Annotated in this window: 12 protein-coding genes, 1 tRNA gene, 2 rRNA genes and 5 pseudogenes (1 of these 20 only partly in view); 7 read left to right on the top strand and 13 right to left on the bottom strand. The window is 64.8% G+C overall.

The window, feature by feature from the left end; translation table 11 throughout:
* Position 1: 1 nt before the first annotated feature.
* The gene (locus E4191_RS00610) at positions 2-499 is read left to right on the top strand and encodes a CYTH domain-containing protein (RefSeq protein ID WP_135311680.1); all 498 of its coding nucleotides are present in this window, start codon (positions 2-4) and stop codon (positions 497-499) included.
* Positions 500-533: 34 nt separating this feature from the next.
* Here the strand turns inward: E4191_RS00610 and E4191_RS00605 are convergent, their stop codons facing one another.
* Positions 534-1,856 (bottom strand): cation:proton antiporter, encoded by a 1,323-nt coding sequence (locus tag E4191_RS00605; protein WP_135311679.1) that lies wholly within the window; start codon positions 1,854-1,856, stop codon positions 534-536.
* Between the two features lie 614 nt (positions 1,857-2,470).
* Positions 2,471-6,523 (bottom strand): PA14 domain-containing protein, encoded by a 4,053-nt coding sequence (locus E4191_RS00600; protein WP_139615461.1) that lies wholly within the window; start codon positions 6,521-6,523, stop codon positions 2,471-2,473.
* A 564-nt stretch (positions 6,524-7,087) separates the two neighbouring features.
* On the opposite strand from E4191_RS00600, the gene E4191_RS00595 reads away from it, so the two are divergent.
* Entirely contained in the window at positions 7,088-7,285 is a 198-nt protein-coding gene (locus E4191_RS00595; protein WP_135311677.1) for a hypothetical protein, read from the top strand.
* Between the two features lie 222 nt (positions 7,286-7,507).
* Here the strand turns inward: E4191_RS00595 and E4191_RS00590 are convergent, their stop codons facing one another.
* The gene (locus tag E4191_RS00590; protein ID WP_228461420.1) at positions 7,508-9,334 is read right to left on the bottom strand and encodes a calcium-binding protein; all 1,827 of its coding nucleotides are present in this window, start codon (positions 9,332-9,334) and stop codon (positions 7,508-7,510) included.
* Between the two features lie 458 nt (positions 9,335-9,792).
* Between E4191_RS00590 and cueR the strand changes: the two genes are divergently transcribed.
* From cueR to E4191_RS00570, 4 genes are all read left to right on the top strand, one after another.
* A complete protein-coding gene (gene cueR / locus E4191_RS00585) occupies positions 9,793-10,245 on the top strand; it encodes a Cu(I)-responsive transcriptional regulator (protein ID WP_135311676.1) in 453 nt (150 codons plus the stop codon).
* Positions 10,245-10,700 (top strand): DUF411 domain-containing protein, encoded by a 456-nt coding sequence (locus E4191_RS00580; protein ID WP_135311675.1) that lies wholly within the window; start codon positions 10,245-10,247, stop codon positions 10,698-10,700. Before cueR ends, E4191_RS00580 begins: the two co-directional genes overlap by 1 nt.
* Positions 10,701-10,702: 2 nt before the next feature.
* The gene (locus E4191_RS00575) at positions 10,703-11,464 is read left to right on the top strand and encodes a MauE/DoxX family redox-associated membrane protein (protein WP_135311674.1); all 762 of its coding nucleotides are present in this window, start codon (positions 10,703-10,705) and stop codon (positions 11,462-11,464) included.
* A 435-nt stretch (positions 11,465-11,899) separates the two neighbouring features.
* Positions 11,900-12,808: a CAP domain-containing protein gene (locus E4191_RS00570; RefSeq protein WP_176562599.1), complete on the top strand. Its 909-nt coding sequence runs from the start codon at positions 11,900-11,902 to the stop codon at positions 12,806-12,808.
* 34 nt (positions 12,809-12,842) lie between these two features.
* On the opposite strand, the pseudogene E4191_RS00565 reads toward E4191_RS00570, so the two are convergent.
* The 5 genes and pseudogenes from E4191_RS00565 to E4191_RS00545 form a co-directional block, all read right to left on the bottom strand.
* Positions 12,843-13,597 (bottom strand): annotated as a pseudogene (locus E4191_RS00565) (MFS transporter); the annotation flags it as partial.
* Positions 13,598-13,742: 145 nt separating this feature from the next.
* Complete coding sequence (gene istB, locus E4191_RS00560) at positions 13,743-14,507, bottom strand: IS21-like element helper ATPase IstB (RefSeq protein WP_135311672.1); 765 nt, start codon at positions 14,505-14,507, stop codon at positions 13,743-13,745.
* Complete coding sequence (gene istA / locus E4191_RS00555; RefSeq protein WP_176562598.1) at positions 14,504-15,991, bottom strand: IS21 family transposase; 1,488 nt, start codon at positions 15,989-15,991, stop codon at positions 14,504-14,506. The genes istB and istA overlap by 4 nt, the downstream gene beginning before the upstream one ends.
* A 119-nt stretch (positions 15,992-16,110) precedes the next feature.
* Positions 16,111-16,626, bottom strand: a pseudogene (locus tag E4191_RS00550) (MFS transporter); the annotation flags it as partial.
* Positions 16,627-16,770: 144 nt separating this feature from the next.
* Positions 16,771-17,657: pseudogene (locus tag E4191_RS00545) on the bottom strand (IS3 family transposase); the annotation flags it as partial.
* Between the two features lie 167 nt (positions 17,658-17,824).
* Here E4191_RS00545 and E4191_RS00540 point away from each other — a divergent pair.
* The gene (locus tag E4191_RS00540) at positions 17,825-19,096 is read left to right on the top strand and encodes an IS256 family transposase (RefSeq protein WP_135311670.1); all 1,272 of its coding nucleotides are present in this window, start codon (positions 17,825-17,827) and stop codon (positions 19,094-19,096) included.
* 25 nt (positions 19,097-19,121) lie between these two features.
* Here the strand turns inward: E4191_RS00540 and E4191_RS00535 are convergent.
* The 5 genes and pseudogenes from E4191_RS00535 to E4191_RS00515 all read right to left on the bottom strand — a co-directional run.
* A pseudogene (locus tag E4191_RS00535) lies at positions 19,122-19,358 on the bottom strand (transposase); the annotation flags it as partial.
* A 66-nt stretch (positions 19,359-19,424) separates the two neighbouring features.
* A pseudogene (locus E4191_RS00530) lies at positions 19,425-19,577 on the bottom strand (IS3 family transposase); the annotation flags it as partial.
* Between the two features lie 274 nt (positions 19,578-19,851).
* Positions 19,852-19,928, bottom strand: a tRNA-Met gene (locus tag E4191_RS00525).
* A gap of 59 nt (positions 19,929-19,987) precedes the next feature.
* Positions 19,988-20,102, bottom strand: a 5S ribosomal RNA gene (gene rrf / locus E4191_RS00520).
* Between the two features lie 117 nt (positions 20,103-20,219).
* Positions 20,220-21,160, bottom strand: a 23S ribosomal RNA gene (locus tag E4191_RS00515) (it continues 1,896 nt past the right edge of the window).

The following is a 21,160-nucleotide window of genomic DNA, read 5'->3' as shown; positions in this document are numbered from 1 at the left end:
CTTGAGCATTGAAATCGAACGCAAGTTCCTTGTGATAGACCGGGCCTGGCGCCGCGCAACCAGCGGTAGTTGCCACATCCGGGATCACCTCATCGCCCGGTTCGACATGGGCAAGGCGCGGATCCGGATCTGCGACGGCGCGGCCACCCTGACGCTGAAGGGAAACCGCACGGGCGTGTCGCGCAGCGAGTTTCATTTCGAGATGGACCCTGGGGATGCCGACGCCATCATCGCGGAATTCTCGATCGCGCCGCCGATCGAGAAGCGTCGCCACGACGTGCCCTTTGCGGGCCTCATCTGGCAGGTCGACGAATATCTGGGGGCCCTGGCCGGGCTGGTGACCTGCGATGTCGAGCTGCCGCACGAGGACCACGACTTCCTGCGCCCCACATGGGCCGGGCGCGACATCACCCATGATAGCCGCTACAGCTCGGGCCCGCTGGCCCGGATGATCGAGGCCGAGACCGCCGGGCTGAACGACCTTCTGGCGGCAAGCTGATCAAAGGCTGCCGCTTTTCCCGCGCCGACCGCCCTCATCTCCGCGCCTCGGCGCCCGGCCCCTGGAAGCCCGGGGGCGGCACGGCGTCGTCGGCATCGGGGTCGCGGCCCTGCAGGCGGTCCAGCTTGCGCATGATCGGGGTGACCGACAGGCCGTGCATGATGATCGACAGCAGCACCACCAGGCCGACGATGGCCCAGAGCCGCGCGGCATGGCCCGGATCCTCGATATGGTTCAGGCCATAGGCGAGATAATAGAACGACCCGATGCCGCGGATCCCGAAGAAGGCGATCGTCAGACGCTCGTGCCAGGACGCCGTGACCCCGGACAGCCCCAGAAGGCCGGTCACGGGACGGATGACCAGCAGGATCACCACCGCCGCCGCGATGTCGGCAGGGGTCAGCGGGGACAGCAGGCCATGGACCAGCGCGCCCCCGAACAGCAGCAGCAGGATCATCATCGAGATCCGCTCGATCTGTTCGGTCAGGTCGTGCATCGACGTGTGGAAGTCGTGATCCCGATGCGCCTGCCGGAAGGTCAGCGCGGTGACGAAGACCGACAGGAAGCCATAGGAGTGGATCGTCTCGGTGAAGCCATAGGACACGAAAGTGGCCGCCAGGGCGATCAGCCCGTCGCCGGTCTTGGCCAGCTTGGTTTCGGCCGGGATGCGGAAGGTGATCCAGCCGAACAGCCGACCGACCAGATAGCCGCCCAGGATGCCCACGCCGATCTCCCACAGGACATTGTAGGTCAGCCATTCCAAGGCCCAGGGTTCCTGCGTGACCGAGGCGGCCGCCAGCGCGATGGCCAGGTGCACGAAGGGAAAGGCCGCCCCGTCATTCACCCCGGCCTCGGAGGTGAGCGCGAAGCGGACCTCGTCCTCCTCGCCGGTCTTGGGCGGGCCCACCTGCACGTCCGAGGCCAGCACGGGATCGGTCGGCGCCAGGACCGCGCCCAGAAGCAGCGCCAAGGCCCAAGGCAGACCCAGCCAGGTGCCCGCCAGCAGCGTGATCAGCGCGATCCCCAAGGGCAGCGTCAGGAAGATCAGCCGCCAGGTGATCATCCAGGATCGCAGGCCCAGCACTCGGTCGATCTTGAGCCCGGCCCCCATCAGCGCGATGATGACCACGAACTCGGCGAACCGCTCGGTGATCTCGGGATGCTCCAGCGGCGAGGGCGCGAAGCGGAACCAGGGGATGGCACCCAGTCCCATGCCCAGGCCGATGCAGACGATCGGCAGCGACAGCGGAAGGCGCCGCAGCGCCAAGGGCAGCCACGCCACCAGCGCGATCAGCACGCCGATGCCCATCAGGACGAGGATGTAGGGATCGGGAGGCTGGCTCAATGTCTCGAACATGGGACGACTTTCGATGCCGCACCCCCCCCTGCCCCTGCGGCGGGCAGGACGGGCGGTCGGGGCTTTGCGGAGGAAGACGGGGCGGGCAGAGGCTCTGCCGGGATGAGGGCGCCGGGCCCTCTAACCGTGCGGCCCCCCAAAGGTTCCTGAGGGCTGACCCGCGATCCGTCGGTGCGACAGGCGTTGTGGCGTGGATCGGCCTACTCGGAAGGCCCCGCCGGTTCCGTTGTCGGAACGCATCGGGGGCAAGGCGGGGAAAGTCGACCTGCCAGGACGAACTAGCACAGCGCTGCCCAAGCGTCACTGTCCTGGCCCGAGGACTGCTGCTAGGCGCGCATCTGCTGCACCGACAGGGCACGGTCGGCCATGTCAAGACCACGCGCCCGTCCGGATGGAGCGAGGCGACGGCGGTGCCGGTCTCTTCCAGCGCCTGCGGTGCGCCCGACAATCTGGCAGCATTGACAAGGAGCACCCCAATGCGGGCGATCAGTGCATCGGGGTGCAGGGGCAATCCATCAGGCATCGCCCGTCACGCAGGCTATCAACTCGCATCCGGCGTCAGGCCACCCGGTTCTCGGGCATCTCGATTGGCCTGACGCCTCAGAAGTCAAAGATCAGAAGATGAAGCTGACATCCTCCATGTCCAGGCCCTCGAAGGTGACCGTGCCCTGGTCGTGCCTCATGACAAGGCCCTGGTTGCTGTTCTGCCAGGTCATCCTTCCGTCGCCGATCAGCTCGGCGGTGTCAAAGCCGACCTGGAAGTCCTTCACGACATCCCTGCCCGACAGGAAGATGAAGACGTCCCGTCCCGCACCGCCGGTATAGACATCGTTCCCGGCGCCGCCATCCAGGGTGTCCTGGCCGCTGTCGCCCGAAAGCGTGTCGTTTCCGGTTCCGCCGATCAGGCGATCGTTGCCGCCGCCTCCCCGCAGGACGTCGTTCCCGGCCATCCCGGACAGGGTGTTCGCTCCGTTGTTGCCGACCAGCCGGTTTCCCAGCGCGTTCCCGATCCCGTCGAGATCGGCCGTTCCCCGCAGGAACAACGCCTCGGTATGCGCGGACAGGGTCCAGTCGATCGTCGACCTGACCTCGTCATACCCCTCGTTCGCCCTCTCGATCGTCCGGTCGCCCCGATCGTTCACGAAGTAGAGGTCGTTGCCCAGGCCGCCATGCATCTCGTCGGCGCCGCCCTTGCCATAGATCGTGTCATTGCCGCCGAACCCGTAGATCCGGTCGTTCCTGCCACTGCCTTCAAGGATGTTGTCGAGATCGTTCCCCAGGATGGCACCCGGGGGCGTCGGCGGGACAGGCGTCGGGGCCGGGGTCGGGTCCGAGGGTTCGGGATCGGGCGGGGTCGTCCCGACCGGGGCCGTCTCTCCGCTGCCGATGAAGTCGCCCGGGTCCCGAGCCTCCCACCATCCGGGATTTGCCTTGTTGAAGGCGACGATGGCATCCCACCGTTCGGACTGGTCGTCCAGATGCTGCAGGGCGCCCCAGGATCCGTGGATTCCATGCCGCCCCACATCGACGAAGGCGTTGAACAGCGTCCCGCCCGCATCCTTCCAGCCCTGCATCAGTTCCTGGTACAGCCCGCCCATGTCATCGGACTGGTTCAGGGCGTTGAAGAAGTCGGCCAGCACCTTGTTGTTGCTCCACTGGCCGGTGCCCACGACATGGGTGCCGCCCTCATACATCACCAGGTCCATCTTGTAGGCGTCGGCGACCTTCTTGTGATAGGCGAAGCTCTTGATCAGGTTGGCGATCGAGCCGTCGGGATTGCCCGTGACCGAGCCGTCGCGAAGCTCCCTCACGGCCAGGTCGATGGCGCGGTCGTACTTGTGTTCCCGGACATGGGCGGTCAGCTGGCTGCCCGACAGGCCCTGGGCACGGCCCTGGGCCAGGGCGCTTGCCTCGGAGCTTGCGATCCAGTCCAGCACGGTCGCGCCCTTCTCGCGCCCCAGGCTGCCGTCGAAATATCCGGTGATGGCATAGTCGTTGAACAGGGATGCGGGGCGTGCCGAACCGTTGGCGACCGCGTTCGGCGCATCGAGGATGCTCTCCTCGAGGCCCTGCCAGGCGGTGTGGGTGGCGATGACCTTGTTCACCAGGTCATTGACGTTCGCGCCATAGACCTGATCGACGATCCGCGCCATCTCGGCGGATTTCATGCCGTAGAACTGGACCCATGCGTCGCTCTGGCCGGGCCACAGCCTCTGGCCCTGCTGGTGGGCCCATTGCGCCTGTTCGAACTGGAAGTTCCAGACCTCGTTGGAATACTCGAACGAGGGCTTCAGGTCGGGATCGAGGTTCTCCTTCACATAGGCCACGAATTTCCGGATGTAGTCCGGGCTGGCCAGATGCGGGATGTTGAACCAGGGATCCGTCCCGGTCTCGTTGGCCAGCTGGACCATGATCTCCAGCGGGACGCCGGCCTCGGTGGCCCAAGTCGCATCCGACATCTGCGCCCGGTCGGCCCAGCTGGAGACGTCCGAGTTGTTCGTGCCCTGCCAGTCCATGAAGCGCAGCGAGCGCATGTCGTCGATCATCTCGATCCACTGCGGATTGAAGACCTTGCCGGCCTCGAAGGCCGGGATGTTCTTCTCGTGGACGACCGAGATGTTGCGGATATGGTCGGTGGCTGTGATCCTGTGGATGTCGATGCTGACCAGGTTGCTGTTGCGGGGCGTGTAGTCGAACCAGATCTCTCCGTCGCCGTAGCGGACATTGGTGCCGCCGGTGACCCGGATGTCGCCCTGTCCGTCATAAGTGACCCGGTAGGTTCCAGCGACCGAGGTCATCTGGGACGGCATCTCGGTCAGGAAGAGCGAGCTGACATGGGACACGCCGGCGGGCAGCTTGGTCAGGTATCCGTTCGCGTCCGAGACGGCCTCGATCTGCTGCGACGTGGCCCCGCCCCACCGGCCTTCCAGGTGCCCCGTCCAGGGGCGTGAGGTCTTGAAGACGTCGAGGAAGGGCATCTGGGTCGACCAGTCCGTGACCCCGCCCAGACCGACACCCATCGACGGGTTGGTCAGCGTCGATCCGTCCGCAGGGACCGGGGGGGCGGGCGGCGGAGCTGTCGGCGGCTCGGGTGCGGGCTCGGGATCCGCAGGCTTCGGATCGACGGGCTTCGGGTCGACGGGCTTGGGCACGACGGGTTCGGGATCGGCGGGGGCCGGGTCGACAGCGGCTGGCTGACCCCCATGAGAGACGACCTTCTCGGTGATGTAGGCCCGTTTGCCCATCGTGTCCGGGCCGCTGTACTGCAGTTCGGCGGCAGAGGTTCCATTCACCTCAAGGTACCGGAACTCGATCGTATGGGATCCCGTGCCAAGCTTGAGCGTGACCTCGCTGGTCTTGAAGGCCCCGTTGTCGCTGCGGTCCAGGACCAGCTTTCCGTCCACATAGATCAGCGCCGCGTCATCGACCCCGACCGTGAAGCGATAGTCGCCGGCCTTCTTGATCTCGAGATCGCCCTCGAACTTGGCCGCGAAATGGTTGGCCGGTCCGCCCCTCCACAGGCTGCCCTCGGTCCAGAACTGGACCTTGTCCAACGTGGTCGACGCAGTGGGCGGCGCCGTGAAGTCCACGGTCCTGATGTTGGTGGCGCTGGACGGAAGGGCCCAATAGGTCGCCTTCCACCCCGCCACCTCGGAGCCGGGCTCGACCGGGGACGGATCCACCGGCTTGGGGTCCACCGGCTTCGGATCGACGGGCTTGGGGTCTACCGGCTTGGGCTCCACCGGCTTCGGATCGACGGGCTTCGGATCCACCGGCTTGGGGTCGACGGGCTTGGGGTCGACCGGCCTGGGGTCCACCGGAGCAGGTTCGGGCTCTGCCGGGGAGGGATCGACAGGCGCGGGGTCGACGGGCGCGGGTCCCGCACCATTGTCGTTGACGCCATCGCGGTCGTATTCGTTCACCGTCTCCCACGCGACCTTCTGAAGGGCGTCCGCCAGCGCGGGGTTCACCGCCGGGTAGGATCCCCAGGGGCTGAAGGTCCGTTCCGGCAGGCCGTCGGGATTCTCGCCGTACAAGGTGGCCTGATGAACCGTCGTGACGAAGTAATTGCCGTTGATGTTCAGGTGGATGTCATCGACGAAGAACTGCCGGATCGACGTCACGCCCGGGATCTGGCCCGCCTCGATCGCGTCATAGAGGTTCGCCATCGCCTGGCCGGCGGGGATCAGCAGCATGGGCTTTGCGCCATCCGGCAGCCCGGCATTCACGCCGTCAACGATGCTTTCCCATTTCGGCCCGAAGCTGTCGAGCCCCGCACGCCACGCCCTCAGGTTGCCGTTGTGGAAGTCGAAGCCGTGCCATGTCTCGTAGATATAGGTCTGCACGTCGGGATTGGCCGAATAGGCCAGATTGGCGAACCGCAGGGCATTCTGGACCGTCCCGGACCATTTCAGATGACTGTCCAGCGGAATCGCTTCCGTCATGATCACGGCATCATAGTCACCGGTCGCCAGCGCCTTGCGCGAGTCCTTGCCCTGCGCAAAGCTGGCGCCCGAACTTTCCCAGCTGACCCGCAACGGGGCACCGATGATCACCTGATAGTCGGTGACACCCCCGCGCCCCATGCTGTTCATCATGTGGGGCATTTCCAGGCCCACGAGGCTGTGGCCAATGGTGAAGATGTTTGATGAGGCCGAAAGGGTCACTTTGTTCTCCGTCTGCTCCTCGGATCGCATGCCGCGACCGCAAGAATCCAAAACCGTTGTCGCCATCGACAGTCCACGAACGGGAAGCGGAACGCGCAAACAGAAGGCGACTGGTGAGAACTTTACCCGAACATGTGTTGAGGATGTCTGAAGGGAGAACACAACTCAAGGTAGAATTTATAATTTCTTTTCGCCTTGCCTCGCCGAGACGCATTGACGCTGAAAGCTTGTGAACAACAGCCGAATAGCGGGCCTGCCTGCCGGTCCCGAATGGGCATCTTCGCGCTCGTGGTCCAAGGACCGGGACAGCCTGTCGGCCTCATCGGGGCGCTGACGATCAACAGCCCGTTCATGACTGGCACACCGCGCTGCGGCAAACCGCCATGCTGCCTCCTCCCAGTGGTGCAGGACATGCGGAACCATGCGGGAAGGGACGCAGCCTGCTTCGGATCCGAACTTCCAGTTGCCGCATCTGGCCCATCTGGTCCTTGGGCATTCCGAAGGCCCCCGGATGACAGCGACAGGCGGCATGTCGCAGGTGTGGGGGGCCTGACGGCGGGCGACATGCTCTATCACGGCGTGATGCTGGCAGAGGGCGCCATCACACCCGGCCATGATCTGATCGTCGATGGCGTTCCAGTAAAGCTCAGATGCGGCACAAGCTGCTCTCTGCCGCAGAACCACTTCGCAGCATATCCCGATATTCCGGTCATCGCCGACACCGCCTTGGCCGCCCAAGGCCGTGCCTCGGGCAAACCTTGAGCGCATCAGGCCACGGCGAACGGCGGCTTCGACCTGTATCACGTGCAGGCCCTTGTCGATCACGCGCTGCAGGCCGCGATGGAGGTGTTGGTGCAGACCTCCGCGCCGGACATCGTCGATCCTAATGTCCGCCCCTCCGGGCGTCCCTTGACAGGCAAAATTACCGTCGGGAATGCGGCGGGGCGGCATCACGCCCCGCCACGGATCAGACCAAGAAACGGATCAGACCAGGAACAGGTCGTCGACCAGCGCGATGTTGCCCAGGATGATCGGCCCGGCATTCTGCACGAAGATGGTGTCGCCATCGCCGTCGAGCGTGATCAGCAGGCCGCCATCCCGCACCGCGGAGGACCGGATGGTCGCACCGGCTTCCAGCACGATGGTGTCCAGAACCGCGTTGTAGTCGGTCACCACGTCGCGGTCCCGGTTGCCGTCGCGCGCATCGGCGCCGAAGACGAAGGTGTCCTCGCCCAGCCCGCCCGTCAGCCGATCGTTGCCGTTGCCACCGAGGATCACGTCGTCGCCTCGGCCGCCGATCAGCCGGTCGTTCCCCTCGCCGCCGAGGATCAGCTCGTCGTCCCGGGTGCCGCGCAGGGTGTCGTTGCCGGCGGTGCCCTCCAGCAGGGTCAGGTTCCGCTCCGGCTCGGGCAGGGTGACGCCGTCCTGGGTGAAGCCGACGTCGAACCAGGTCAGGTCGTGGTCCGTCATCGTGAAGCTGTTCACCCGCGCCACGTCGAGGACGGACTTGCCCGCAGCGGCCAAGGCAACCGTGTCAAACAGGAAGGTGCTGGTGCCGAGGCCGAAGGAGGCGGGCGAGCCGCCCCCGAACATCACCGCCTCGGCCCCGGTCAGGGTGGTGCCGTCGGCAAAGGTGATGTTGGTCAGAACCTCGATGTCCTGGGTCGCGACGGGTTGCGGACCGCCCCCGAGGATCCGCAGCCCGAGCGTGACCCCCTCGCCCGCATCGTCCCCGCGGATCAGGTCGTCGTCGACCAGTGTCGCGATCCCCAGTTCGGTGTCCAGCGTCACGTTGAATGTCGGGTTGACGATGAAGCTCTGGCTGTTCTGCAAGAACCAGATGGCGGTCGCGGGGATTCCCTCGACCAGGTCCGGCACCGGCGGCGGCCCCGGTTCGGGCAGATCGCCCCCGGAAAAGCCCAGATCGGCCCAGGTCAGGTCGTGGTCCGTGGACGTGAAGCTGAGGACTCGCGCCACGTCGACGACCGATTTGCCCGCGGCGGCCAGCGCATCGGCGTCGAAGAGGAAGGTGCTGCTGCCGAGGCCGAAGGATGCGGACGAGCCGCCGCCGAACAGCACGCCCTCCACCCCGGTCAGGGTCGTGCCGTCGGCGAAGGCGATGCTAGTCAGGACCTCGGTCGGCTGCGTGGCAATCACCGGGGCGCCAGTGAAGCCGACCCCGATCACGGCCCCCTCGCCCGCATCGTTGCCACGGATCAGGTCGTCGTCGACCAGTGTCGCGACCCCGATCCGGGCGTCGAGGAAGACGTTGAACGTGGGATTCGCGATGAAGCTTTGGTTGTTCTGCGAAAAGAACATCGCCGTGGCCTCGGTGCTTTCCTCCGGCTCGGGCTGAGGCTCGGGTGCGGGCAGGTTGCCGCCGGAAAAGCCCAAGTCGGACCAGTTCAGGTCGTGGTCGAACAGGGCAAAGCTGTTGACCTTGGCCACATCGCTGATCGACTTGCCGACCGCGGCCAGCGCATCGCTGTCGAACAGGAAGTAGAAGTTGCCGCCGATGCTGAAGTTGTTGCCGTCCACCAGCCCCCTGACCCCGGTCAGGATGGTGCCGTCGTCGAAGGTGAGGCTGGTCAGCACCTCCCTGTCCTGGTCGAAGAAGCGTCGGAAACCGCCGCCCGTCCCGCGGCCGAACCCGAGGGTGACCGCCTCACCGGGATCGTCGCCGCGCACGAGGTCGCTGTCGACCAGCGTCGCGGTGCCCAGATCGGTGATGATCCGGGGAGTGGACGGCGGGTTGACGAGAAAGCTCTTGCCGTTCTGAAGGAAGAAAGGTGTCGTGGCCGATACGGGCATGTTGACCTCCGTGTTACCATGTCAGGCGTAGGTCCATTCGGGCATGCAGGGGTGAATGTTACACGGCCGCGCTCACGTTTCCGTGCCCAGCCTTGCCGCCAGTTAGTCTCGGCCAAGGCGCCAGCTTGGGATCCGATCCGCGCTCGGGACCGATGCGGGCCATGTCGGTCCTCGCCTCGTCATTGGGTGTCGGCGACGGCGTATCGTCGGGCTGCGCCCCGGACATGGGCATGTCGCCGTGGCCGTGCCCTGTCAGGCAAGGCCCGGTGTCGCAAAAGCGAGGGCCGTCGACAGGACGGGACCGACTGTCGTCATGGCAGCGCCCCTCTTCTTCCGGCGATCAGATGGTCCTTCCCATCCTCGCAGGGTCGCAGATGCATAAATCCGTGACCCGTCCCTTGACCTTCCCACCATGGGAAGCCCCATATTTGGTCCAGAAGGAGCACGGAGCCCATCTGATGAACATCGGAGACGCCGCAACCCGCTCGGGTGTGTCGGCCAAGATGATCCGCTATTACGAACAGATCGGTCTGATCCCGACCGCTGCGCGCACGGCCTCGGGCTATCGGGACTACGCGCCCGGCGATGTGCATGTGCTGCGCTTCATCGCCCGTGCGCGCGATCTGGGCTTCTCCATCGCCGAGATCACCGAGCTGCTGGACCTGTGGCGCAACAAGGACCGGCGCAGTGCCGACGTGAAGGCGCAGGCGCAGGCCAGGGTTCAGGATCTGCGCCACAAGATCGCCCACCTGCAGGAGATGGCCGACACGCTGGAGGATCTGGCGAATGCCTGCGCGGGCAACGAGCGTCCCAGTTGCCCCATCCTGCACCAACTCGAAATGCCCGAGGCCGGCGACGGACAAGGGACCCGCCGCGCCAGGGACAACGGATTAAAGGAAAGGATTGCCTGATGATCAATCGACGGATGTTCGCGGCCACGATGGCCGCCTGCCTGATGACGGCGCCGGCCCTTGCGGCTGCGCGTCAGACGCCCGTCCGGGCCCAGGTGTTCCGCTCGCCCGATTGCGGATGCTGCGGGGCCTGGATCGCGCATCTGGAAGCGCATGGCTTCGTCGTGGACGTGGTCATGACCGAGGACATGGAGGCCGTGAAGGATCGCCATGGCGTCCCGGCGTCCTTGCGGTCCTGCCATACGGGCCTGATCGAGGGCTATGTGATCGAGGGTCATGTGCCCGCCGCCGATATCCACAGCCTGCTGGAACAGCATCCGCAGGCAGGCGGCATCGCAGTGCCCGGCATGCCGGTCGGATCGCCGGGCATGGAGATGGGCGATCACCGCGATCCCTTCGACGTCATCCTCTGGACCGGGTCCCAGACCCGCGTCTTCTCCAGCCATCAAGGGTGATCATGTCCCGTTCAAACGCCAGAACCGCCACCGTCCACCGGATGGTGATGACCAAGCACATGTGCCCCTACGGGTTGAAGTCGCTCGATCTGCTCAGGCGGCAGGGCTTCAGCGTCGAGGACCATCACCTGACCACCCGCGCCGAGGTCGATGCCTTCAAGGAGGAGCACGACGTCCAGACCACCCCGCAGACCTTCATCGGCGGCCAGCGCATCGGCGGCTATGACGACCTGCGGCGGCATTTCGGCAAGACCGTCCGCGACACGAGCGCGACGACTTATCGTCCGGTGATCGCACTGTTCGCGATGGCCGCCGCGATGGCGCTGGCCACCAACTGGGCCGCGATCGGCGCGGTGTTCACGATCGCTGCGGCGGAGTGGTTCGTGGCCTTCGCCATGTGTCTGCTGGCGCTGCAGAAGCTGAAGGACGTGGACAGTTTCGCCACGATGTTCCTGAACTACGATCTGCTGGCGCAGAGATGGGTGCGCTACGGCTATGTCTATCCCTTCGCCGAGGGGCTGGCGGGGGTGCTGATGGTCGCGGGCGCGCTGATGTGGCTGTCGATCCCGGTGGCGCTGTTCATCGGCACGATCGGCGCGGTGTCGGTCTGGAAGGCGGTCTATGTCGACAAGCGGGACATCAAATGCGCCTGCGTCGGCGGCGACAGCAACGTGCCCCTGGGCTTCGTCTCGCTGACCGAGAACCTGATGATGGTCGCGATGGCTATCTGGATGCTGGTGAAGGTCACCATGCTGGGACACTAGCCTGATGGCGCTGGCCCCGGTTCGGCCTTACGGACCAACCTGCCAGCGCCGAGGCGGTCCCGGCACTGCCCCGCCGGATTCCGGGCCTGCAGGCCCGGGGCCACCGTCATCAGCCCCCTGCCCGGCAGCGACGACCTGCGCGGCGAACAGGTCCCGGCAGGTGCGGTCGCGCCGGATGGCCGGCCCGGGACATCGCAGCAGCAGCTTCGTCACCCCTGCCTCCGCCACCGACGGCACGAGAGGGTATGTCCCGACGACACCGGGCGCAGATCGCGGAGGCGTTCGGAAGGGCCAGGACCGACAGCTCGAACGTGTCGGTCCAATCACGGGGACGCGGTCAGCGAGACGGACCCGACGCATGTCCCGTGCAACCCTGCCTGCCCTGCGCAGTTGATTTCCCGGAAACCGGGAGGGACCACCGTGCAAGCCCATTCCGTGCTGACATCCGTCATCCTCGTCAATGTCCTGAGCGGGCCATTCGCCCCACCCGCGTCCGCTCAGGACCTGGCGGACTTGCGCGAGGCTGCGTTGGAACGGACCAATGCCTCCCGCAGCGAGGCCAACCTGGCGTCACTTGCACAAAGCGATGTGCTTGACGCGGCGGCGCAGAGCCATGCCGCGGACATGCTGACGCGCGGATATCACAGCCATGTCTCGCCGGATGGTAAAACGCCGTTCGACCGCTTCCTCGCCGCCGGGGGCAACAGCTGGGCGGTCAGCGGCGAGAACATCGCGACCTGCACCGGATGCACGGCGCCACCGGACCTTGACCGGATCCAGGCCTTCCACGACGGCTGGATGCAGAGCCCCGGGCATCGCAGGAACATCCTGTCCGCGGGCTTTGACAGCTTCGGCTTCGGCATCGCCGGCTCGGGCAGTACGGTCTATGCCGTTCAGACGTTTTCCGGCCCCGGCGAGGATGAGGGGGGTGCCGGTTCGGCGCTCAGCCCGGAGGAGGTTGCCGGGACGGCGCTTCAGCAGATCAACGATGCCCGAGCCGACGCCGGACTTGGTCCGCTCGCGGCCGATGCGGATCTGGATGAGGCCGCAGATCGCGTTCTGGATCGGTTGGCAGAAGACCGCGACGATCTGCCCGAGAACATCTTCGAGCTTCTGCCCGAGGGATCGACGGGGTGGACCAGCCTTGCCGTGCAGACCGCGACGCTCGGCGGATCAGGCGCCTCGATCGGACGGGCGGACCTTTCTGCGATCATCTCGGATTGGGAGCAGGCGGCGACCCCGCGCGAGATCCTGGGCGGCCCGACCGCGTCGCATGTCGGCTTTGCTGCAGAGGCTGCGGGCGACGGTCGGCTCTCGGCTGTCGCGCTGTTCGGAGGAAGATAGGCACCGCGCCCCCTTCGGCATCCGGCGAGCATGATCACATGGGCGAGGCCGGGTCCCGCTCGATCACGGCCTGTTCGGCAGCCCAGACACTGGCCGCTTCGACGGCGACGGGCGAGGTGGTCGGCAGGACGCTCAGATAGCTGTCCGTCTGGTCGACCGGCAGGGTCGTCGTCTGTGTCATCCGAAACAGCGCATAGGACGCGATCGCGGCGAAAAGCGCCCCCAGCACCGGCCAGAACGCGAAGGGACCGAACCCCTTCATCGCCCAGCCCGTCACCATCGGGCCTGCAATCGCGCCCAGGCCGAAGGTGAAGACCAGACCGCCCGACGCGGCGGGCATGTCCTCGGGCGGCAGGGCGTCGTTGGTATAGGCCAGAAACAGCGCATAGAGCGGCGTGGTCACGCTCCGGCGAAGAAGGCCGCCGCCATCAGCGGCGCCAGCGCGCCTCCCGTGGCCCAGCCCGCCGCGCAGGAGGCCGACCCCAGGGCGGCCGCGCCGAAGATCAGCTTGCGACGGTCCATCCGGTCCGACAGCCAGCCGACCGGGTTCTGCATCACCAATGCGCCCGCGAACAGCATAGCCACGAACAGCGCGATCTGACCGGTGGTCATGCCGATCTGCGTGCCGAAGACCGCGCCCATGCCAGACTGGGTCGCATAGACGCTGCCCAGCAGGAAGATCCCCACTGTCCCGAGGGGCGATGCCCCCAGCAGCCCGCGCAGCGACATCGGCCGCGCGACATCGGCCACGGGCGCGGGCGTCACCGACAGCAGGATCGGCGCGAAGGTGTCAACGGCGGCGTAAAAACCGGCCACGCGGCGGCGCAAAACCAGGCCAGTGGCGAGGCGCCAAGCGCCATGGCGCGCGCGCTTCCCAAATAGCTGGCGCGTGCCATGGCGCTTTGGCCCGCAGGGCCAATCTCGCAAGGTGCGATTATGTGGTTGCTTCGGCCTTTCGGGCGCGGCTTTGTCCGAGCCGATAACTGTCGCCGTTCATCTCGAGGATATTGACGTGGTGGGTCAGTCGATCGAGCAATGCGCCGGTCAGGCGTTCGGTGCCGAAGGTTTCAGTCCATTCGTCGAATGGCAGGTTGCTGGTGATCATCTTGGAACCGCGCTCATAGCGCTGAGAGATGAGCTCGAACAAGAGCTCGGCACCGGTCTTGGACAGCGGCACAAAGCCTGGTTCATCGATGATGAGCAACTTGACGCCATCCAGCTGCTTTTGCAGGCGGAGCAGGCGGCGTTCGTCGCGGGCCTCCATCAGCTCGTTGACCAACGTCGCGGCGGTGGTGAAGCTGACCGCCATGCCCTTCTGACAGGCGGCCAGCCCCAGTCCGAGGGCAACATGGGTCTTGCCCGTGCCGCTCGGCCCGAGGGCGATGACGTTCTCGCGCCGTAGGATCCATTCACAGCGGGCCAATTCCAGCACCTGCATCTTGTTGAGCTTGGGGATCGCCTTGAAGTCGAAGCTGTCGAGGCTCTTGGTCGTCGGGAACTTCGCGGCCTTGATGCGTCGCTCGACCATCCGCCGCTCGCGGTCGATCAGTTCCAATTCGACCAGGCGCGACAGGAACTGGACATGGTCCAGCCCTTCAGCGGCGCATTGGCGCGCAACCTTCTCATACTCCCGCAGGAACGTCGGCAGCTTCAGCGTTTTCAGATGGTGGGTGAGCAGGATCCTCGGGGCTTCAGTCATGCTACATCTCCCGACAGCAGGGACATGTAGCTCGCCACGGATGTGGTCGCGACGTTGGCGCGCGGCAGGTAGGGGTAGACATCAAGGTCCAGCTTCGGCGGACGCCTTTCGACCTGACAGAGCACAAGGTGCTTAACGGCATCGAAGCTGACGGCACCCAGTTGCAGCGCCTTCTTCACGGCGGCGTGCAGGTCGTCGAGGCAGAAGGTCTCGAGCAGGCGTAAAACCTGAACATACTCGCGGCGTCCGACTTTGTTCATCCGCGCCTCCATCAGTCGGCGTAGGATCGCGAACTCTGGTGGTAGATCCCACTCGGCCAGGGGCGCCGCCTGGTCCAGGGCGTTGATCTTGCGCTCGATGAGCGGAAGATAGTGCACCGGATCGAAGACCATGTCCTCGCGGTCATAGCAGCGGAGATGACGTGCGATGACCTCGCCACCGCAGCCGATCACGACCTCGGCGACATAGCCCCTGATCCAGACATCGCGGTGTCCGTAAGCGACCGGCACCGAATAGTCGTTGGTCCTGTAACGCACCAGCGCCTGCGAGCTGACCCGGCCAGTGGCCTGATCGCAGGCTTCGAACGGTGCGGCCGGCTGGTCGGACATCGCAGCCAGATCCCGCCCAAGGCGCTGGCCGATCGTCTCGGACTGGCCGCGCAGGACATCCCCCTGACGCCTGCGGCATTGCGCCTCCAGATGGGCGTTGAACGCGTCCCAAGTCGCAAACTGCGGGATCGGCACCATGAAGTTGCGGCGAGAGTAGCCAACCAAGCCCTCAGCGTTACCTTTGTCATTCCCCTTGCCCGGGCGGCCGTAGCGGTCGCGGAACAGGTAATGCGACAGGAACCCGTTGAAGAGCGTGGCTCGCTGGCGCGCCCCGTCCGGCAGGATCTTCGCAACCAGGCAGCGGTCGTTGTCGTAGAGGACCGATGCGGGCACCTTGCCGAAGAATGCGAAGGCCTGGACGTGACCGTCAACCCAGGCTTCCGCGGTCGCCGCTGGATAGGCCCTGACATAACAGGCATCGCCGTGCGGAAGGTCCATGACGAAGAAATGCGCCTTCTGCTCGACACTGTCGATGATGGCCACCGCCTCGCCGAAGTCGGCCTGGGCATGTCCGGGCGGGTGTGCCAGCGGCACGAACATCTCGCGGCCGCGCCGTTCGCGCTCCCGCATGTAGTCCTTCACGATCGTGTAGCCGCCGGCGAACCCGTGCTCATCGCGAAGCCGCTCGAACACCCGCTTCGCCGTATGCCTCTGCTTGCGATGGACCTCCCGATCGCCCTCCAGCCAGCCGTCGATGATCCCGGTGTAGGCATCCAGCTTCGGCCGCTTCACAGGGGCCGTCCGCCGATATCCGGGCGGAACCGAGAACGTCATCATCTTGGCTACGCTGTCGCGCGCGATGTTGAAATGACGCGCTGCCTCGCGCTGGCTCATCCCCTCGGCACAGGCCAATCGCACTCTACGATACAAGTCCACGGTGAAAATCCTCCCGCCCTCCCTGTCGCCAGAAAGGGTAAAGGTGGACGACTTTTACGCCGCCCGCAGCAGGGTCATCCCGCCGCTACCGTGGCCGATTTTTGCACCGCCGTTCTCACGAAGGACACCGAGACCAGGATCGACGCGCCGATGAACAGCACCGATGTGCCCGCATCGCCCAGGGTCAGCAGCCCCTGCGCCCCGATGATGCCCAGGGTCTGCGCGATCATGTAGGCCGACAGCACCTTGCCGCGCGTCTGGTTGGTCGAGGCCGCGTTCAACCAGCTTTCGGCCGCGACATAGACGCCCGACATGCAGAACCCGACCAGCAGACGCAGGAGGGTCCAGGCCCAAGGCTCGGTCAGCAGGGGAAAGGCGATCAGCGCCGCCGACATCAGGCTGCCAAGCGCCGCGAAGACGCGCACATGACCGACGCGGCGGATCATCACCGGCGTGGCGCGCGCCCCCGACAGGAAGCCCATGAAATAGCCCGAGGTGACGATCGCCAGCTCGACCGACGAGAACCCCTCCAGGCCGCCGCGCAGGCCGATCAGCGTGAAATGCATGCCGTTGCCCAGCATGATCAGCACGATCCCCAGCAGCAGGGCCCAGACACTCGACAACACGGTCATCATTGTGGGCTGTCCTATCCGCTGCCTGTCTCGCCTATCTGGTCACGATACGGTCGGTCCGCGTCACGGTCAGGACGGTTTGCGACAGCATCTCCGTGCGCTGCTCCCCAACCTTGGACCGCCGGATGCTGGAGTTTTCCGGCTCGGTCATGGCGACGGGCTGGCTGCGCCGCCGGGATAATGCAGGGCGATCGGGACGTTATATCCGATCGCACTATGAGGTCGGTCCTCGTTGTAGTGCCTACGCCAAGTCTCCAGTTTTTCCTGCGCGTCCACAAAGCTCATGAAGTTGCCATTGTCGCGCCATTGGTCCGAGCGGCAATGGCGACGCGCGTTCAGGCATTCGGACCGAAGCTTGCTGTTGAACGCCTCGATGAAGCCATTGTCAGTAGGCTTTCCAGGGCGTGAGAAGTCCAAGGTAACGTCGTTGGCATAAGCCCACAGGTCGAGATCGCGAGAGATAAATTCGGCTCGCCATCGTCGACCCGGATCGTCCTGGGATAGCCGACCTCGGCACAGACCCGTTCCAGTGTCCGGACCACATCCTCACCGCGGTAAGCGAAGCGCGGGTCGACTGCTGGACAAAAACGGGAATGCGTATCCACGATCGTCAGAATCCGCAGCTTGTTGCCGAGGGCGAGTTGGTCATGAACAAAATCCATGGCCCAGACATCGTTCGGTCCGACTGCCTCCTGGCGATCATCGCGCAGCTTCGCCTTCACCCGACGTCTTGGATTCTTGTTCCTCAGCTGCAGACCCAACTCATTGTAGATCCTGCGCGTCTTCTTGATGTTCACCTGCCAGCCCTCCCGTCGCAGCAAGACATGGACACGCCGATATCCGTAGCGCACCCGTGTTTCGCAAATCTCCCGGATCCTCAGTTCCAATGCGGCCTGCCCGGTTCGGCGGGACTTGTAGTGGTAGCTCGACGGGTCAAAGCGCAGGGCCTCACATGCCCGGCGGATCGATATGCCCCAGCCCACCAACATCCCGTCAACCAGTTCCCGTGTCCGGGCAGGGTGAGCCAGCAGGCGCCACCGGTTCAAGCCGGCTGGCGAACGAGCTTTCGGCGGATGACGTGCCTCGCAACATCTCCCGGTCGAGGGGAGCTATGGCCGATTTTGGGTGATGGGGTCTGAGAAGGCGGCGTATCGTGGTGGGTGTCAAAGCCTGCCAGAACCTCCCGAAGGAGCGATACGCCTTGGAAGATGATATCACGATCACCCCGCTTCACCAGCCCGGATCTGTCGTTGATCCACTCACCGAGATTGCACGCGACGGCGCCCGGCAGATGCTGGCAGCGGCACTCAGGGCTGAGGCCGCGAGTTTTGTCGCGCAGTTTGCTGAGGAGCGCCTGCCCGATGGCAGGCAGCGCGTTGTCCACCACGGCACCGGCCCTGAGCGGAACATCCAGACCGGGATCGGCCCTATCCCGGTGCAGAGACAGAAGGTGCGCGACCGGGCAGCTGATGCGCCGCCGGAGGACAAGATCCGGTTCAATTCGCGCATTCTTCCGAAGTGGGCGCGCCGTTCGCCTAGCCTTGATGCTCTGCTTCCGGTCCTCTACTTGCGCGGCGTCTCGACTGGAGACTTCCAGGAGGCTCTGAGCGCGCTGGTCGGTCCGGATGCGCCCAACCTGTCGCCAGGAGCGATCTCGCGGCTCACGGGCGAGTGGCAAGCAGAACATGACCGCTGGCAACGCCGAAACCTCTCGGCCCGGCGCTACGTCTATGTCTGGGCCGACGGCGTGTATCTGCAGGCCCGGATGGAGCCGCAGGCCGAGTGCATGCTGGTGATCATCGGGGCGACGCCGGAAGGGAAGAAGGAGCTGCTGGGGTTCCAGGTTGGGGTCCGCGAGAGCGCGCAGAGCTGGCATGAACTGCTGGTCGACCTCAGGGCCCGCGGCCTCTCGGCGCCACCGGACCTCGCGGTCGGAGATGGTGCCCTTGGCTTCTGGAAGGCGCTGGATGAGATCTTCCCCGACACGCGCCACCAACGCTGTTGGACCCACAAGGTGTCCAACGTCCTGAACAAGCTTCCGAAGTCGATGCACCCGGCGGTGAAGACTGACCTGCGGGAGATCTGGCAAGCCGCGACCCGCGCGGCGGCAGAGACCGCCGTCAATACCTTCGTCGAGAAGTATGGCGTGAAATACGAGAAAGCCGTCGCCTGCCTGACCAAGGATCGAGAGGCACTGCTGGCCTTCTACGACTTCCCGGCCGCTCACTGGGACCACCTGCGCACGTCCAACCCGATCGAGAACGTCTTCGCGACCGTCCGCCATCGCACCGTCCGAACCAAAGGCGCGTTGTCTCAGAAGACAGCGAAGCTGATGGTGTTCAAGCTGGTTCAGGCCGCAGCGAAGAAATGGCGACGACTGAAGGGCGCAAACCAGTTGCCTCTCGTCGTCGAAGGCGTCAAGTTCACTGACGGTGTCGCCGAGCAGGACGCCAACGAAAGCCGCGCCGCTTGATCAGGCCGCGTCACCCAAAATCCCGCATAGCTCGGTCGAGGGTCAGGTCGGCCACAATCTTCTTCAACCGGCTGTTCTCGTCTTCCAGTGCCTTCAGCCGGCGCATCTCGTCCGGCAGCAAACCGCCATACCGCTTCTTCCAATTGAAGTAGGTCGCCTGGCTGATCCCCGCCTTGCGGCAGACCTCGGCCACCGGCGTGCCTTCCTCACCCTGCTTCAGGACAAACGCCTTCTGCGCCTCCGTGAACCTCGATGCCTTCATCGTTCTCAGCTCCTCTCCCAGCCAGGGAAGGTTAGCCGAAAACTCCAGTTTCAAACGGTCCAGTTTTTAGGGGGCAGAGCATTGAGATTGGTAGTTGGCAGGTGGTTTTATGGCAAGCGCGCCGGGCGCGGAGCCCTCGGGTAGCGCAAGCGTCCGGCGCGCTTCAAGCGGCGTCAGGTTGCCGAGCGAGGAGTGCGGCCTGACGGCATTGTAATCATGGCCCCTGCCCCCTCGCCTGTTCGGCTGCATCCGAACCTGTCGGAGATGTATCGCCGCAAGGTGGCGGCGCTGGCCGCGACCCTTGCCGATCCCGAGATCCGCACGCCCGCCTTGGAGACCATCCGCGGGCTGATCGAGGTGGTGACGGTGCAGGTCACCCCGGAGGGCACCAAGCTGGAGCTGGAAGGCGCGCTGGCCGCCATGGTGGGACTGGCTGAGGGCCGAACAGCAAAAAGCCCGCTGGAAAGCGGGCTGAATGGGTATTCGGTTGAGGTGGTTGCGGGGATAGGATTTGAACCTATGACCTTCAGGTTATGAGCCTGACGAGCTACCGGGCTGCTCTACCCCGCGCCATTTTTGTCCTGTTGGGGTGTTTGCGTCGTTCGGAGAGATGTTGCGTTTCTTACCAGGTCTGGCGGTGACCTACTCTCCCACGTCTTAAGACGCAGTACCATCGGCGCAGCGGCACTTAACGGCCGAGTTCGGGATGGGATCGGGTGTTTTGCTCGCGCTAGGGCCACCAGACCAGGAAAGAAACGCTCAGCGTCGCCCTGCTTGCGCAGGGTGAAGTTGTCCAAGGATGCCTTTTGGAGAAGGGGTCTGCGTCGTCTTTCGAGGACGCGGATCTTGCTTCTACCGGATCAAATCAAGCCTATCGAGCCATTAGTACCGGTCAACTGAATGCATTGCTGCACTTACATCTCCGGCCTATCGACGTGGTGGTCTTCCACGGCTCTCAAGGGAGACCTTGTTTTGAGGGGGGCTTCACGCTTAGATGCCTTCAGCGTTTATCCTGTCCGGACATAGCTACCCTGCACTGCCGTTGGCACGACAACAGGTCCACCAGTGGTCCGTCCACCCCGGTCCTCTCGTACTAGGGGCAGCTCCTCTCAAGTCTCCAACACCCACGGCAGATAGGGACCGAACTGTCTCACGACGTTCTAAACCCAGCTCACGTACCTCTTTAAATGGCGAACAGCCATACCCTTGGGACCTGCTCCAGCCCCAGGATGAGATGAGCCGACATCGAGGTGCCAAACGATGCCGTCGATATGGACTCTTGGGCATCATCAGCCTGTTATCCCCAGCGTACCTTTTATCCGTTGAGCGATGGCCCTTCCACTCGGGACCACCGGATCACTATGGCCGACTTTCGTCTCTGCTCGACTTGTCAGTCTTGCAGTCAGGCTGGCTTCTGCCATTGCACTCAACGACCGATTTCCGACCGGTCTGAGCCAACCTTCGCGCGCCTCCGTTACTGTTTGGGAGGCGACCGCCCCAGTCAAACTACCCACCACGCAGGGTCCCGGACCCGGATAACGGGCCGCGGTTAGACATCAAGAGTGCGAAGGGCGGTATCTCAAGGATGGCTCCACGAGGACTAGCGTCCCCGCTTCAAAGCCTACCGCCTATCCTGCACATCGCAATCCTGATGCCAGTGCGAAGTTGTAGTAAAGGTGCATGGGGTCTTTCCGTCTAACCGCGGGAAGTCTGCATCTTCACAGACAATTCAATTTCGCTGAGTCCACATTTGAGACAGCGGGGAAGTCGTTACGCCATTCGTGCAGGTCGGAACTTACCCG

Source organism: Paracoccus liaowanqingii (assembly GCF_004683865.2).
Lineage (GTDB): Bacteria > Pseudomonadota > Alphaproteobacteria > Rhodobacterales > Rhodobacteraceae > Paracoccus > Paracoccus liaowanqingii.
This window is presented reverse-complemented; position numbering and strand designations above follow the sequence as displayed.

What these genes read in the sequence shown, in the direction of transcription:
- E4191_RS00595 (WP_135311677.1), top strand. Translation starts at nt 7,088, where the DNA reads ATGCTCTATCACGGCGTGATGCTGGCAGAGGGCGCCATCACACCCGGC.
- E4191_RS00605 (WP_135311679.1), bottom strand. Translation starts at nt 1,856, where the DNA reads ATGTTCGAGACATTGAGCCAGCCTCCCGATCCCTACATCCTCGTCCTG.
- E4191_RS00580 (WP_135311675.1), top strand. Translation starts at nt 10,245, where the DNA reads ATGATCAATCGACGGATGTTCGCGGCCACGATGGCCGCCTGCCTGATG.
- cueR (WP_135311676.1), top strand. Translation starts at nt 9,793, where the DNA reads ATGAACATCGGAGACGCCGCAACCCGCTCGGGTGTGTCGGCCAAGATG.
- E4191_RS00590 (WP_228461420.1), bottom strand. Translation starts at nt 9,334, where the DNA reads ATGCCCGTATCGGCCACGACACCTTTCTTCCTTCAGAACGGCAAGAGC.
- E4191_RS00575 (WP_135311674.1), top strand. Translation starts at nt 10,703, where the DNA reads ATGTCCCGTTCAAACGCCAGAACCGCCACCGTCCACCGGATGGTGATG.
- istB (WP_135311672.1), bottom strand. Translation starts at nt 14,507, where the DNA reads ATGACTGAAGCCCCGAGGATCCTGCTCACCCACCATCTGAAAACGCTG.